The 14,696-nt window shown below is 47.4% G+C and carries 14 protein-coding genes and 1 tRNA gene; 4 read left to right on the top strand and 11 right to left on the bottom strand.

The window, feature by feature from the left end:
• Positions 1-31 precede the first annotated feature (31 nt).
• The gene (locus tag QUA56_RS12870) at positions 32-598 is read left to right on the top strand and encodes a hypothetical protein (protein WP_333357993.1); all 567 of its coding nucleotides are present in this window, start codon (positions 32-34) and stop codon (positions 596-598) included.
• A 403-nt stretch (positions 599-1,001) separates the two neighbouring features.
• Here the strand turns inward: QUA56_RS12870 and QUA56_RS12865 are convergent, their stop codons facing one another.
• The 9 genes from QUA56_RS12865 to QUA56_RS12825 form a co-directional block, all read right to left on the bottom strand.
• On the bottom strand, positions 1,002-2,198 hold the full coding sequence (locus tag QUA56_RS12865) for a GNAT family N-acetyltransferase (RefSeq protein ID WP_333357990.1): 1,197 nt from the start codon (positions 2,196-2,198) through the stop codon (positions 1,002-1,004).
• A gap of 207 nt (positions 2,199-2,405) precedes the next feature.
• The gene (locus QUA56_RS12860; RefSeq protein ID WP_333357988.1) at positions 2,406-3,281 is read right to left on the bottom strand and encodes a dihydrofolate reductase family protein; all 876 of its coding nucleotides are present in this window, start codon (positions 3,279-3,281) and stop codon (positions 2,406-2,408) included.
• Positions 3,282-3,793: 512 nt separating this feature from the next.
• The gene (locus QUA56_RS12855; RefSeq protein ID WP_333358253.1) at positions 3,794-4,333 is read right to left on the bottom strand and encodes a redoxin domain-containing protein; all 540 of its coding nucleotides are present in this window, start codon (positions 4,331-4,333) and stop codon (positions 3,794-3,796) included.
• Between the two features lie 111 nt (positions 4,334-4,444).
• Positions 4,445-5,044: a peroxiredoxin gene (locus QUA56_RS12850; RefSeq protein ID WP_333357985.1), complete on the bottom strand. Its 600-nt coding sequence runs from the start codon at positions 5,042-5,044 to the stop codon at positions 4,445-4,447.
• Between the two features lie 126 nt (positions 5,045-5,170).
• Positions 5,171-5,243: transfer RNA gene (locus QUA56_RS12845), tRNA-Met, on the bottom strand.
• Positions 5,244-5,381: 138 nt separating this feature from the next.
• Positions 5,382-7,874, bottom strand: a complete 2,493-nt coding sequence (locus QUA56_RS12840) for a peptidoglycan DD-metalloendopeptidase family protein (RefSeq protein WP_333357983.1) — start codon at positions 7,872-7,874, stop codon at positions 5,382-5,384.
• Between the two features lie 582 nt (positions 7,875-8,456).
• A complete protein-coding gene (locus QUA56_RS12835) occupies positions 8,457-8,918 on the bottom strand; it encodes a tRNA (cytidine(34)-2'-O)-methyltransferase (protein ID WP_333357980.1) in 462 nt (153 codons plus the stop codon).
• Positions 8,919-9,158: 240 nt separating this feature from the next.
• A complete protein-coding gene (gene gshA / locus QUA56_RS12830) occupies positions 9,159-10,310 on the bottom strand; it encodes a glutamate--cysteine ligase (protein ID WP_333357978.1) in 1,152 nt (383 codons plus the stop codon).
• Between the two features lie 309 nt (positions 10,311-10,619).
• Complete coding sequence (locus tag QUA56_RS12825) at positions 10,620-10,787, bottom strand: hypothetical protein (RefSeq protein ID WP_333357975.1); 168 nt, start codon at positions 10,785-10,787, stop codon at positions 10,620-10,622.
• Positions 10,788-10,891: 104 nt separating this feature from the next.
• Between QUA56_RS12825 and QUA56_RS12820 the strand changes: the two genes are divergently transcribed.
• On the top strand, positions 10,892-11,935 hold the full coding sequence (locus QUA56_RS12820) for an AI-2E family transporter (protein ID WP_333357972.1): 1,044 nt from the start codon (positions 10,892-10,894) through the stop codon (positions 11,933-11,935).
• A 171-nt stretch (positions 11,936-12,106) separates the two neighbouring features.
• Here the strand turns inward: QUA56_RS12820 and QUA56_RS12815 are convergent, their stop codons facing one another.
• Complete coding sequence (locus QUA56_RS12815; protein ID WP_333357970.1) at positions 12,107-12,922, bottom strand: cobyrinic acid a,c-diamide synthase; 816 nt, start codon at positions 12,920-12,922, stop codon at positions 12,107-12,109.
• Between the two features lie 422 nt (positions 12,923-13,344).
• Between QUA56_RS12815 and QUA56_RS12810 the strand changes: the two genes are divergently transcribed.
• Positions 13,345-13,503, top strand: a complete 159-nt coding sequence (locus QUA56_RS12810) for a Mo-dependent nitrogenase C-terminal domain-containing protein (protein WP_333357967.1) — start codon at positions 13,345-13,347, stop codon at positions 13,501-13,503.
• A 48-nt stretch (positions 13,504-13,551) separates the two neighbouring features.
• On the opposite strand, the gene tnpA is transcribed toward QUA56_RS12810, so the two are convergent.
• Positions 13,552-13,965 carry an IS200/IS605 family transposase gene (tnpA, locus tag QUA56_RS12805; protein WP_333357964.1) on the bottom strand — a complete coding sequence of 138 codons (414 nt, stop codon included), beginning with the start codon at positions 13,963-13,965 and terminating at the stop codon, positions 13,552-13,554.
• A 61-nt stretch (positions 13,966-14,026) separates the two neighbouring features.
• Here tnpA and QUA56_RS12800 point away from each other — a divergent pair.
• The coding region (locus QUA56_RS12800) for a transposase (RefSeq protein ID WP_333357962.1) at positions 14,027-14,696 on the top strand (670 nt) is incomplete at its 3' end.

The following is a 14,696-nucleotide window of genomic DNA, read 5'->3' as shown; positions in this document are numbered from 1 at the left end:
AAACCTCGATCGAACTCGTGAGGAGTTATTTATGTTTCGCCACAATCTACCGTTCAAAAAAATCTGCTTGCTAGCAGCCACCTGCGGGGGTTTACTCGTTAGTCTCGCAACACTTTCCCAGGCCGGCGGCCCCCCGCCCCAAAAAGGAAAACCCGTTTCCCAACCCGCAGCCACTCCCGCAGCCACTGAAGAACCCGTCAGCCAACCGACTCCCGCTGCGAGTCCGGGCCCCAGCGGGATGCCCTCTATACCCACAGACGCGCCTCCCCGCTTCCCGATGCCGAGTGCGCGAGTTACGCCTGCCGAAGGCATGATAGTAATTAAACTGGTGAATACCACCAATGCTGTCATCAATTATCAAATCGTAGGCGTGACCCCTCCGCGCACTCTGGGCGAACAATCGGAAATTTTGCTCAAAACCATCAAAGTGCCAATCACCCTCACTTACCAGCGCCCAGACGGGGGATTGCTGCTGGTTCGCCCCCATGCAACCGCGATGCCGGGAATGTTGCAAGTCAGTTTCGGCGCGACAACTGAGTTGGGCGCTGATACAAAATCGCTGGAAATTCAGGAAGATGGCAAGGTAATTTTGAATTAGTCATTAGTTATTAGTTATTAGTTATTAGTTATTAGTTATTAGTTCGCTGTTGTCACTAACCAATAACCAATAACTAATACCTAATCTGACTTATTTCTTAGTCCGCGCAGGCGGACTTTGTTTTTGTAGACGCGATTTCAATATCCGAATTAACCATCGACAACAGGGCTATTGAGGACACCGCACCCTGCCGTTTCCCTACGCGAAAATATCGATACCGAAAACGTCGTAGCACGGGCGAGTCCTCGCCCGCCCTCGCTTGGATGTAACCATCCCCCTAATTGTAGGGAAACGGCACTGCCGTGTCCTGATTTCGGGTAACGGGTAAAATCAACCGGATTGGATGAAATTGCCTGCGAGTGCGATCGGATATAACGGAGACTTGGTTTGACAAGAAGCGATTTCAATCGCCGAGTAACAAAGGAGGTAACTTAGTAAAAGGTAAATCCTCGTTCATTGCATCTATTTCTTCCTGTTCTCTTTCGTTGATTTGACCGATATAAGACTTGAGAATTTGCGCCAGACGGTTGTTATAAAATCGGTGCAAACTATAATTTGGCGTAGCTGGAAAGCCGCGCCGTTTTTTGTGCCTGCCGCCGGCACCCGGATCGAAGCTTTTGATGCCCCGATCGATCGCCCATTCGATCGGCGTATAGTAACAAGCATCGAAGTGCAAGCAGTCGATTTCCTGCAAACTTCCCCAATAACGCCCGTACAGCCGATCGCCCTTATACAAACAAAAAGACATACCTACCGGTTGTCTCTCATCTTCCTTGTCGTAGGCGGCTACAAATAAAACTCGATCGCGATAATTGTGGTGCAACTGTTCAAAAAATCGCTTAGTCAGATACTTGCTTCCCCACCAACCAAATTTGTCGCAAGTATTCTCATAAAAAGCATACATTTGAGCAAACATGGCTTGGGGAATTTCATCGCCAGTCAGCGTTTTTACTAACAAACCAGCTTGGTCAACTGCTTTGCGTTCGCGCTTGATATTGCGGCGCTGGTTGGCATTAAATGCGCCTAAATAATTGTCAAAATTTTGATAGCCTTGATTTTGCCAAATATAGCTGTGGTGCAGCCAAGTGCTGAAACCGTGGCGTTCCATTCTTTCGCGCCATTCGGGATCGACGTAGAGGAAATTGCAACCGGAGAGATTGTGCCGATCGCAAAAATGGTCGATCGCGCTTACCATTACTCCCGTTAACTCATCTTCATCTTCCCCCTCCGCTATCAAAAACCGATAGCCTTCTGCGGGAGTAAACGGCGTCATTCCCATTAATTTCGGATAGTATTGGATGCCCAAACGCTGGGCTAAATCGGCCCACTGATTGTCGAATACAAATTCGCCGTAACTGTGACTTTTGACATAAAGTGGCGCACAAGCAATCAACTGTTTGTCTCGCCACACAGTCAAGTGATGCGGCAGCCAACCGGTTTTACCTGTCGCAGAGCCCGATATTTCGAGATTGTTCAGCCAATCCCATTCCAGAAAAGGAGTTTTTAGCGGCATCGCCAAGGCATCCCACGACGCTTGCGGGATTTCGCCTATTTTGCTAATCCAGGCTACAGAATATTGAGGTTTTGGCTGTTCCAGCATAGGGAGATTTGAGCGTAGAGCGATCGAACTTCATTTAAGTTAATATAATTTCCCCTGTTCGACACTTGTTACCAGGCTCTGCCTGGTAACGCAGATCCAGAGGCTCTGCCTCGATTTTCCTTGCGCTTGCGAGGCAGAGCCTCGCTTACATGGGTTCCCAGGCAGAGCCTGGGAACCAGTTAGCCCGGGAACCAGTTAATGCGCTCCTCATCGATCGACCCGATAATGCAAAAATACCTCTTGCCCCACCTGTTTTACAGCCAAAAGCTCCAATTTCGGCGCTAAATGCGCTAAAAAACCCTTTCCCTCCACAGGTGTCGGTGCATCCGCGCCGCCCAAAATTAACGGGCAAACCGTCAACCAGAGTTCGTCTATCAAGCCAACAGCAAGCAAAGACGCGACGAGTTTTCCCCCGCCCAGAATCGCCAAACGTTTGATACCGAGAGTTTCTAGCTGTTGAAACGCATCAATCAAATCAATTTCTTCCTCTGCGGTTTTCGCATAGATAATTCGATCGAATTGAGATGTTGCACCATTCTCAATAAGCCTTTTATCAACAGGCAAGATGCCTGTGAAGCGAGAAAATTCATCTTTAGTGGAACGGGCATCTTGCCCGTTCTTGAGAATGGTGCCAGATGCGCGATCGAACTTACTGTTTGTCATCGGGTAGGGAAACGGCAATGCCGTTTCCCCGTCTTTCGTCGCAAGAGGAGACGGGAATCCCGTGTCCCTACTGTCTTGCCGCGTCAGCAGCCAGCGAGGCACCGGTTGCTGGAAAAATCGCAAGTTTGGGTCAAATTTGGGCGATCGCGAACACACAATTTGCACCGGTTGTGGGGGCTTTCCTTGCAATTCTCTCTGTTTGAGCAATTCCGGCGAAATCACTCTCATCGTCGTCCCATAAGCCTGTAAAGTGCCGTTGCCGAACAAAACCGCGTCACTTGCTGCTACTTGCTGTTCGAGGTGGGCTTTGTCGTTGGCAGAACCGAATCTCGCGGGCGATCGTACTGCATCTGAAATTTTACCGTCAGCACTGATCGCGAGTATTACTGTTGCGTGAGGTCGATCGATTTTATCTATCATTAATTTATGAAACTTTGGCACGACATCCTATTTAACTAAGTAACTTCACGGATGTATACCGTATTATTGTTGGCGATGCGGACGTAATCGCAAAATCTTACAATCAATCTCCCATTACGCTTTTGACATAATTAAATTTCTCCATACTCATCTGCTTAGCAACTAGGGTTATAATACTTAAAATCACCAATTTTAGTCAAAACAGTCGAGAATAGAATCTCGGAGAAGGTGTGGTAGCACATCAAACAAGAATTAAGCTGGAAAATTCATGAAAACTTAGATGCTATTAAACAAAAAGTTCGCGCTGAGCTTGAAGAATTTTAAACAGAAATACTCTTCATCTATAACCGGATGGGATTACATATTATCAGCCGTGGCTGCTGTTGCAAAATTTTTAATAATTAGTATTAGATTGGGAAAGACTTACTGAGTGCGATCGAACTAACAGTATTAATGCCACAGATTTTGGGTTGTCAGCTAGGGACACGGCAATGCCGTGTCCTTATCGGTACCTACCGATCGACATATTGCAGCAAAGTGTCCACACTAGCATTGTGGTCTATGAAAGAAAACAAATGTTTGAAGAGGAGTTTTCCATCTGCATCCAAAACAAACTGAGCGGGCAAAGGAGCACCTAAAGCCTGACCGACTTGATAAGCCCGAAACACTCTTAGGCCTGGATCGGACAGCAGAGGCATTTTCAAGCCTAAATCTCTAACCACAATTTGGCTTTGGCGATCGTCGGTACTGGCAACCATCAATAATTCTATATTGCGATCGGCAAATTTTTCCCAGTTTTCATTCAAAGCTTTAATGTGAGGAAAACAGAAAGGGCAATATTGCTTTTCAGTAAAAATCCGCGTAAAAGCCACAATTACCGGCTTATCGCCCCGATAATTCGACAGCCGCACTAATTTGCCATTATTAATATCCGGCAATTCAAAATCTGGCGTCATCTGTCCCAGCTTCAGAATATTAGTCGCGGGAACAGGCAATAAATTTTGGAAAAACCGCTCATTTAACAAGCCGCTAAAATTAGTAGAAGTCAGCATATTTCCTAATTGAGTAATTGCTAATTGGTAATTGGTAATTAAAAATCCGTTAAACAAATGCCCCTGCGGGTAGGGACACGGAAGTGCCGTGTCCCTACAAATATAATGTGCTTAAACCGCAGCAAAGAATACCTTAGACTTGACTGGATCGGGAGTCATAGTCTTGTCACCGGGCTGCCAGCCAGCGGGACAAACTTCATCGGGGTGAGACTGGACGTACTGGATAGCTTGCAAAGTGCGGAGAGTTTCGTCCACGTTGCGGCCGAAGGCAAGATTGTTGATAGTAGAGTGTTGGATGATGCCTTCTTTGTCGATGATGAACAGACCTCTGAGGGCAATGCCTGCTTCTGGGTCGAGGACGTTGTAGTCAGAACTAATTGTTTTTTTGAGGTCAGCAACTAAGGGATAGTTGAGGTCGCCGACACCGCCTGATTTGCGGTCTGTTTGTATCCAAGCGAGGTGGGAGAATTCGCTGTCAACGGATACGCCGAGGATTTCGGTATCGATGTTCTTGAAGTCCTCGAAGCGATCGCTAAATGCTGTAATCTCAGTCGGGCACACAAAGGTGAAGTCCAAGGGGTAGAAGAACAGGACTACATACTTTTTGCCTTTATAGTCTGACAGTTTAACTGTCTTGAATTCCTGATCCACTACGGCTGTTGCTGCGAAATCGGGTGCAGCTTGACCAACCCGGAGGCATTCACTTGTCATAGATTTTGTTTCCTTTTTTACGAACTGTTACAAATATATCATACTCATAACGACTACAAGTATCTTCTATAGAAATCAAAAAAACACGCTCTCACAATTGAGAGCGCGGTTTTTTTGATTAAATCATGGCTCAGGCGGGATTTGAACCTGCGACCTTGGGCTTATGAGTCCCCTGCGCTAACCACTGCGCCACTGAGCCAAACTTACTTCACGATTTACTATCATAGCACGGTAGGGCGGGCTATGTCTTCTTTCCAAAGAACAGAATTTATAATAACTTCCAGTAAAAGTTATGAGTTTTGATAATCATTCAAAACCCATAACTTCCGACCAGTCGTTACCGAGAAGCGCTGGACGCATCGTCGGGCAGAAAAGCCATTGGATTGACCGCACCCTGTCCGGCGGGATGGACTTCAAAGTGCAAGTGCGGCCCGGTACTGAAGCCGGTGCTGCCCATTTCTGAAATCTGTTCCCCTTGAGCGACCTTCTGACCCTTTTGCACCAAAATTCGGCTGTTGTGGGCGTAGAGCGTCTCAGAGCCGTCTGCATGGGTAATTTCCACCAGATAGCCGTAGCCGCCGTCGTTCCACTGTGCATAGGTCACCACCCCGTCAAAGGCTGCCACAATTGGCGTGCCGATCGGCCCTGCAATATCAATTCCCTTGTGCATCCGTCCCCAACGCCAGCCGTAGCCAGAAGTAAGAACTCCCTTAGACGGCCAAATAAACCCGTTAGCCGACTGTTGTTTGCCGTTAGGCAGATAAGTATCAGGGCCCGAAAGCGGAGGCAGTTCGGGAGAAACCATGCGCCCCAAATACGGGTTGCTCAGGGGGTCGTAACCCTCGGCTCCCAAAGGAGCAGTTGCTACCACCGGCCGCTCCTGAGCAGAGGTTGGCGTCAGGTCGATCGGTTGCAGTTCCGCTGCGCTAGCGGGGTTATAACGCTCTTGCTGCTGCTTCTGAACCTGCTCAGACCAGGCTCTAGACGGCGGTCTGCTGATTTCATTCTGCACCGCCTCAGTATAGTCGGGGGTGTAGAGATAGGGATTGACACTTGGGATTTCCTCAGACGGGTTGCTCGATGCTCCTGGCGCCGAGGGCCCGTCAGTTGGAGCCAGAGACACCGCATTTGCCCCGATCGAGTTGCGCTCGGCGCGATATTCCGATCGCAGCCTGACAACTTCTGCCCTCAAGCGTTCTGCATAAGGGTTGAGATCCTGCGGTGCGGGGAGAGCTTCGCGATTCGACGACTCAGGTAAAGCGCTAGTTGGAGCAGCATTTAAACCGTGGGCGCTAGCATTTGGGACGAAGCTGACCGGCTGGGGGTATTCTTCCTTAGCGATGGCGGTAGCAGTTGCACTTGCTGGCATTGGCAGAGCACTGGTGTCAACTGCACCTGTAAATGTTGGTTCGCCTTGAAGCTCCAGTTTCCCGGAGTCGCTAATGGTTTGAGAAACTTGAGTTAGCGGAATGCTGTTAATTTGGGGAACCATCGGCGCTGAAATATTGTTCAGACCTTCCAAGTTCGCCAAGGGAGAGACAACCGGCACTGTAGGCGCGGGTGCTGCAACGCCAGCATCGGCTATTTCCGGGGTAGACGAACTGGGGTTCAAAGATGCGGGAACCGAAGCCGCCGACCAAAGAGATGTAGAGTTGGAGGCAGAATAAGAGGCTGCCGCCTGCACCGCTGGATTATTTGAGCCAACTTGGGGAATTTTCAGCCGTTGATTTACATTCAGCAAGTTGGGGTTGCCGAGCTTGTTGACCGAGATCAGCTCTTTGGGGGATACGCCGTAACCTTTGGCGATCGCATCTACGGTATCTCCCGGACGCACGCTGTAGAGCATCTGGGCCGGCGCGGCGGTACTTCCCGCAGGGGAGACTACCACAGCCGAAGGCAAACGGGGTGTTGCCAGAGACTGTTCAATTGACTCGAATGCTCGATCGGACGATGCTGCTTGACCTACCCCGGCATTTGGAATTACAGGTGTGGCCCCAAGGTCGGGAATGGTTGTCTGAGTTGCAAAGCCGGGGGATGCCAGCGTCGGTGCTGACTCCGGCAAAAATGCCGCAGGTGTAGATGAATTTGCTCCCCCCTCAGACCCCAACAAAGTTCGATCGGATTCTGTGGTGCGGTTTTCCTGTTTTTTCAAACTGTCGATTGCCCCGTCTGCGTTGAGGCTGTCGATCGAACTTTGTTCCGGTACCGTCGTAGCCAGCGGGGTCGCTGCTGTTGATGGCTGCCCGGACAGGGCTGCACTATCCAATGGCTCGGAGCCAGTCAGATTTAACTCTTGTTCGGGATTGACCGTCGCTGCGCGCTCTAGCGAAGCCGATGCGGTATTGCCGGCGTTCTGTTGTGGCGCGGCTTCCGTCGCAGTCGGAATTCTGAGCTCTTGGCCTACTTGGAGTAGGGTATCGGGTTTGATGCTGTTGGCAGTTGCTAGTGCCAAAGGTTCAACTTGATAGTCCCGAGACAGCTCCCAAATGGTTTGTCCCTGCTGCACCTTAACCGCCACCTGGTCAGAAGGCGATCCTGCCTGTTCGGCTGGGGAACCGTCAACTTTTGCGGAGGTAGCGGGCCCATTGGCCGATACTGGCTGTACTTCAGCGGTGGATTCTGATGTCGGTGCGAGTTCAGACGCGCGAGCGCTGTCTCCATTTCTCGGTAGCAGGATGCCAGAAGCACCTACCGATATTGCCAGCCCGATCGTGGCGAGAGAGCGAACTCTGCCTGTGCTGAGCGTTGTCTGTTTGGACGGCTCCGTAGAACCGTCTCTGTCGATTTCACTAGCCTGAACAGGCTTAATTTGGGGATATGTTCGTTTCAAAAAAACGACCTCCTACTGAGAAGCGCTAACTGTCCTTGGAAACACTCAAGGGGATCACATGACGCTGAATTTAAATCAACAAGCAAAAATATTCTGATTGTTGACAGCTATCATGCTTAGGCAAGATTACCTTGCTTTTTAAATTTAGACAAGCTCAAACCGTCATAAATTTTAAAATTGTCGGTCAAACCTGCTGCAATTACACCCCAAAAGCCTTACACCGCAATAGCTGGAACGAATACATAAAATCTGCGTTCCGGTAAGGCTAGGACTCTTACCTATTATTCGACTTTATGCTAATTTCCGGACAGTCTACAACCGTATATTTACTAGATATAGCGTTCAGACTCAGGCTTGTGCTCGCTCACGCCCTAAATCGCTAAAATCCTCTGTTTTTGTTGCTGAATCATCTTGCGAGTAATTTGGTGTTGCTGATAACAATCTGTTTTTGAATGAATAAAATATATTAATCTCGGCTATCTAGATTTTCACCGCTTTGATACAAATTTCTTATATTTAAACGGAGATTTGGCAGCCTCCGGCAGCTATTAAATCTCTATATATTTATGTGTTGATAATGATTTATCCCAGTTCGCCCAACTGTCGTTTAGCCTCAAATAAACCTACAGCGGCGCTGACGGAGAGGTTCAAACTCCTGACTCCAGGCTGGCTCATGGGAATAAAAACTGTGGCGTCGCAGGCATCTAAGACGAATTGGGGAATGCCTGCAGTTTCCGAGCCAAACATCAGCCAGTCGTTGGCTTGAAATTGGAATTGGGCGTAACTGCATCGCCCGCCAGTGCTGAATCCGATCGATCTTCCCCCGCGCTGCTGCCGACAGCCCATAAAAGCCGCTAAGTCTTCGTGGCAGTGGAGATTGACGTAGGGCCAGTAATCTAAGCCGGCTCGTTTAAGGTAGCGATCGCTAATTTCAAACCCCAGCGGGCCCACTAAATGGAGTTCCGTGCCAGTGGCAGCGCAAGTGCGGGCGATATTGCCAGTATTCGGGGGGATTTGCGGGTGAATCAAGACAAGTTGGGGCATGAAGCTAATGAAAAGCCTGATATACAGCAAGTGAGAAATTTATAAAACTACCCAAAGGTAGATATAACTTATAGCTTTTATTTATAACCTTTGTCTAGTTCCATTGATTAGATATTCTGATTTGTTTTTAGGCGCCGCTCTGCAACTTTTTCGCGGGAGGTTCCGGCTATTTGTATTGTTGGCCCAGTACGCACAGCCAGGGGGCTAGTGAAAGCCCCCGTTATAATAACGGCGGGTACTTCACGCAACTAACTGGGCGCACAAGTTGTCTTCGAGCTCCCATTCTTGGTGAGCCATCCCCTGAATTCCTTGCAGAATAATACTGCGGGTGTCAGAACCGCCCTCGTGCAGCTTCAACCACTGCTGGGCGGTGTTGCCTTCCCGGAGAATCTTTTTGAGCGGCGAGAGAAAGCAGCTAAAGCCGCGTTTTTTGGCGATCGGCCAGACTTCCCGGTAAATTTCCTCAATCCAATCTCGTGCCAGAATAGTTCTGCCGTCTTGCCAGTGGGTGAGTTCAGCATCCAAACTTTGCCGGGATGCAGCAATTTCGTTGGCGTCTGTGAGGGCCACTAAGTCTTCGTTACGGGTAGCCGCTGGCAACGTGCACAGTTCCAAGGGGTCTAAGCTGGGGTCTTCCATCATCTGCCAAATGCGAGCTTCGAGCAAGGCAGTGATGGCCAACAAAGCCAGAGGATTGACTTCGAGGTCGCAAATTCTCAGTTCGAGGCGGTTGAGACAGTAGGGGCGGCGATCGCCATTTGGGCGCACGGCCGACCACAAATGGCGGACGTTTTGCATGGTGCCGAGTTCTAGCTGTTCTTCAGTCCACTGAATGTAATGTCTGTGACTTTCAAACAGGGGGACGATGGCGGGAGTTTTGGGAAACAAACCCCACCGAGTGGAATGATAGCCCGTGACTTCGCCGTCAAGGAAGGGAGAAGAGGCGCTCAAGGCAAGGTAGAGGGGTGCTTCGACGCGGGCGAGGCGGATGGCGCGCATCAGCAGTTCTGGTTGGGAGATGCCGATGTTGATGTGAATGCTGGCGGTGACGACTTTGGTGCCGTAGGTTTGCTCGATGTAGGTGTGGTAGGGGTTGTTGGGATCGGATCGGTAAAATCGATCGCTCCCTCCGAGAGATAGGGTACTTCCAGGCAGCAAGGTATAGTCGCCCATTTGTTTGAGATACTCGCGCAGCCGGACTCGCGGCTTGACTAAGGCGCACAGCAGGCGATCGTAGCTGCACAGCGGGGCGGTCGTGTACTCCACATTGCGGCTATCAGGCTCCCGCACAAATCCCTCTAGATCGGCGACTATGCGATCGGAGAGACCGACCACATCACCTTGTGGCGTGCCGGTATACATTTCTACTTCAAAGCCTTTCGATAGCAGCACGTTTGTTCCTCAGCTAAGTTGAGTGCTAGTTTCTAGTATCCCAAAAATTGACCTGTTCATACTATCTTCCAAGAGGCAGAGTTGAAATTTTTCGCGACTGGCACTGAAACCGGGTTTTTCGGCGCCAGCAAGTTTGAACGTTTGTGTGTTAGTTGCGATCCTTGGGCGACAAATACTACCATCGCAAAGAGTTTCCGAGGCGGTTTTAGAGTCAGAAAAGCTGTTTGTTCGATCGCGGGCGTGTTTCATTCGGCCTTCGTGACGATCGTACTTATGGTGAAGAGAACCCACCCCTGCCTCAGACAAAAGTTAGAAAACACTGCCTACTACCTTCCTCCTAGCTTTTGTCTGCTGCCTTCGTTCCTTCTTCCTTCTTTCCTCTACCTTCTTTCCTCTACCTTCTTTCCTCTTCCTTCTTCCTTCTTCCTTCTTCCCTCTTCCCTCTTCCTTCTTCCCTCTTCCTTCTTCCTTCGACATATGTTTTCAGCCTTGAGGGGGATAGCCGCAGATATATCTCGGGTGCGATCCTAAAAGAGGACTCTGCAATATTTTTGAGTTATTATTAATCCCTGGAAATCCCTGTGAAAGAGCAAGAAAGAATTCCTCCCAATTTTTGGAATATGCTAAGCAATTTAGCTTTAGTGCGGTTTTTGCTTTTATTTGCTTCTGGTTGGGCTGGACTACAACTTTTAGCCTACTTTGAAACTGCTGTCGCGGTTTTCACGATTGCTGCACTCGTGGCTTTTTTGCTCAACTATCCGGTGCGAACTCTCCAGCGATTTTTACCGCGAAGTTTAGCTGTCGCCTTCGTTGTCTTGCTCACGATTTTAGTGTTTGGCGGTCTCACCGTCACCCTAGGGGTCACTCTTTTATCTCAAGGACAGCAATTAATTGACAGCATGACTGAATTTGTGAATGCTCTGGCACCTCTGTCGGAGCGCATCGAAGCCTTCCTGCGGGCGAGAAACCTGCAAGTTAACCTGCGAGTTATTGAGGAACAACTGCGAAATCAAGCTTTGGCTGGAGTTGTTTCGAGTATTGCTTTTTTACAAGTATTTTTAACCAACTTATTGAATTTAATATTAATTATGGTGGTGGCTTCTTTCATGTTACTTGATGGAGAGAGGCTGTGGCTGTTGGTTCTCAAATTTATCCCCCGACACCTGCACAGGCGTTTAAGTGTAACAATAGAGCGAAACTTTTTAGGATTTTTTCAGGCACAAATTCTGTTAATGTTATTTTTGACAACTGCAAGCTTTTTAATTTTCCTACTGTTAGATGTGAAATTTCCTTTAATTTTAGCATTTATTATCGGATTTTTTGATTTAGTTCCGGGGATTGGAGCGACCCTGGGAATTAGCTTAGTTTGTTTTATTGTATTGTCTCAAAGTGTGTGGCTAGCTTTAAAAGTATTGGCAGCTTGCATTGTTTTGCAGCAAATTCAAGACAACTTTATTCATCCGAGACTCATGCAAAATTCGCTTAACCTCAATCCGGTAGTAGTATTTTTTGCACTGTTACTCGGGGCGAGATCGGCAGGACTTTTAGGCATATTTCTGGCTATTCCGCTAGCGGGAGTGATAGTTAGCTGGTTTGAAATTGAAGAAATGCAAGCGGAAGGTTAATTGATACAGCCATCCTATTTATATCAAATCAGGCTTAAAAACCCGGTTTTAAGCTGCCGACTAGAAGCCCAATGCCTTGAAAAAACTCTCCTTTGCGTAACGCGAAACTAAAAATCAAGAGAAAAAAGCAACGTAGGGTGCAGCGATCCGTGTGAACCTTACTCCGTAAAGTCAATGAATAAATTGCAAGTCAGTAGGAAATCTTTCTTCTTCAGGTTCTGGATCGTAAATGTAATCACAGTCAAAGCGCAGAGATTGAGCGTGGACGATGATGGAAAATCCGCAGTGAGTAACCATTTCTGTAGTAAAAGTTGCCATGACTAACTCAATGAGCTTTCTGTAAGAGATGTTAGGCAGTTGAACGTAATAGGCGCGTCTGGCAAAAAATATTCTCTCATCTTTCGGTAGAATTATGCCATTAATTCTGTGTGCGTGTTGAATCGGCTTGATATAGGTTTCAATAAACTGCGACTGATTTTTTTGCAGTCTCGCTAATCTTTCGTGTTGCAACCAGCTCATTTGAAACACAATTTTAATAAATTCAAAGCCCAAAATATAGTTAAAAACATTATTGCGTTCTTCTGTACTCAAGACGAAGCGGAGTGCAGATTCTAAATATTGGTCAGTTTTCCGGCACGCTTGTTGAGCTGAGTGGATATAAAATTGTTTGATGTAGCTTCTTAAATCTGATTCGTTTAATTCTTTTTTGACTCGAAATCTGATTAAATACTCTTTGACTCGGTGTAGAGTATCTACATCTTCAAACATTTTTGAGACTAAACCGTCGGCTGTGTAATCATCTAAAAATTCTGCTTGCAAGTCGGGAGTAGATGCACACAATATGTAGCAGAGGGACAAGACATAGCGTCGCTGGTTCCAAGGCAAGCTTTGGGCCCATTTTTTTACTTCTATAGGAAGTTTTTCCAGCACGATATCTGTGTGTTGGCGTTGAGCAAGGTCGGCATCTCTATTTTTTTCTTGAATCATTGCCTGAAACCTTTATCAGTAAGTAGACAGAGTAGTAGATCGCAGATGAGAGGGGGAAGCTGCGATCGAGGGTGGGAAGTTATTCTGTCTTATTTTCTTGCCATCTATCTGAATATACATTCTGTAGGGAACAGGGGGCGTGATCTGTCTCACACTTTTGCGAATTTTAAATCACAAATGCTAGCTCTTCGCATCACATTTTGGGGCGGCGAGTGTCACGCAGAAGACTTATTCATGTCACCCGAGCAGCAGCGGGTTTCGTTGATGATTAAGTGGGGTGATTCATAACTGTTTGTTAGTAATAATTACTGAGGTCAATCATGAACTCAACTACAAGTATTTTTCCTAACAATCAGTGCCAAGACTTAACTTTTCCCGATCGCCTCGTCCAACCAGGGTGCCAGTGACTCGTCAACATTGCAGTGGGAGATCCACAATTAGCTAGGTGGTTGTGCCAACTTATACCCGCACAGTGTCCTTTTGATAGAGATATCCAGTTATTGGGACACCATGTTTTCCAGATACCGCCTATGTGCAAACTGAATCCTATAGCGCGTCGCGTGAGAACCCCGGTCTTTTAAGCTCTTGATGAAACGCAGTTGTAGCCTTTAGGCTACGAGTGTTCCAAATTATTTATTTCTCTGTTCTTCAATATATTTTCTCACAGTTTCGGTTGAGACATTGCCAACACTACCGACAAAATAACTAGGAGTCCACAAGGTCGGCAATCTTAACAATTCAGGAAACTCCTTTCTCAAGTAACTCGAAGCCCTACCTTTGACCCTTTGCATAACAAAGCTAGCGGAATCAGTCGGCTTAACGTTAACCAATAAATGTACGTGATCTGGCATGATTTCCAAAGCAATAATTTTCCATCTGTTTTCCGTCACTACCTCGAAAATAATTTCTTGCAGCCGTTGGGCGATTTTGCCTACCAGGACGGCTTTACGGCGTTTTGGGATAAAAACAAAGTGCATATTGATCGGTGAAACGGCGTTACTCTCGTGCCGATACTCTAGATCCTTTTTCGACAAACTCGCCATAGAGTGATTGACTCCGTTGATTGATGGTGTATAATCAACATATCACAGCGACGAAACTTAAATGTTTGGATGCCAACAAATACTACTCAAGCCTGATAAAGAACTCAAGGCGGTTCTAGAATATATTTGTCAAGAATCGAACAAACTGCACAATTGTGCGGTCTACTACGCTCGCCAAATATACTTCAAGGCTCATACTTTCGTCCGCCCATTTGACGTGATCAACGCATTAAAGCGCAATCCTCATTACGGGGCTTTATGCGCTCAAGCTGCTCAGCAGACTTGTGGTGCTGTTGGGGAATCGGTAAAATCTTTCAAAGAACTAATTAAATTATTTTGGGAAGGCAAACTTGAATGGGAGCCAAAATTCCCCAATTACCGTACTCCTGGCGGATTTCATTTGATCGCTTATCCGAAGCAAGCGCTTGGAAAAAAGTTGATTGACGGTCAAATTTCAATCCCTCTCGGTCAAAAAGTAAAAGCTTGGTTTGGACTGAAGAATTTCCAAGTCCCCATGCCTACTAATTTAGATTATGTCGCTCTTCGAGAAATTAGAATTCTCCCCAGAAATGGCTGTTTTTACGCCGAGTTTGTTTACAAAATATCCAGCGTTCAAACTGTTACAGACAGTCAGAAAGCTTTAGGTATTGATCGCGGTATCAATAACTGGCTTACTTGCGTCAGCAACTCAGGGACAAGCTTTATCGTTGATGGCAATCACTTGAAGTCGG

It is taken from the genome of Microcoleus sp. N3A4, from assembly GCF_036701805.1.
GTDB lineage: Bacteria > Cyanobacteriota > Cyanobacteriia > Cyanobacteriales > Microcoleaceae > Microcoleus.
The sequence above is the reverse complement of the archived record's forward strand: the minus strand, read 5'-3'. Positions and strand labels throughout refer to the sequence as shown.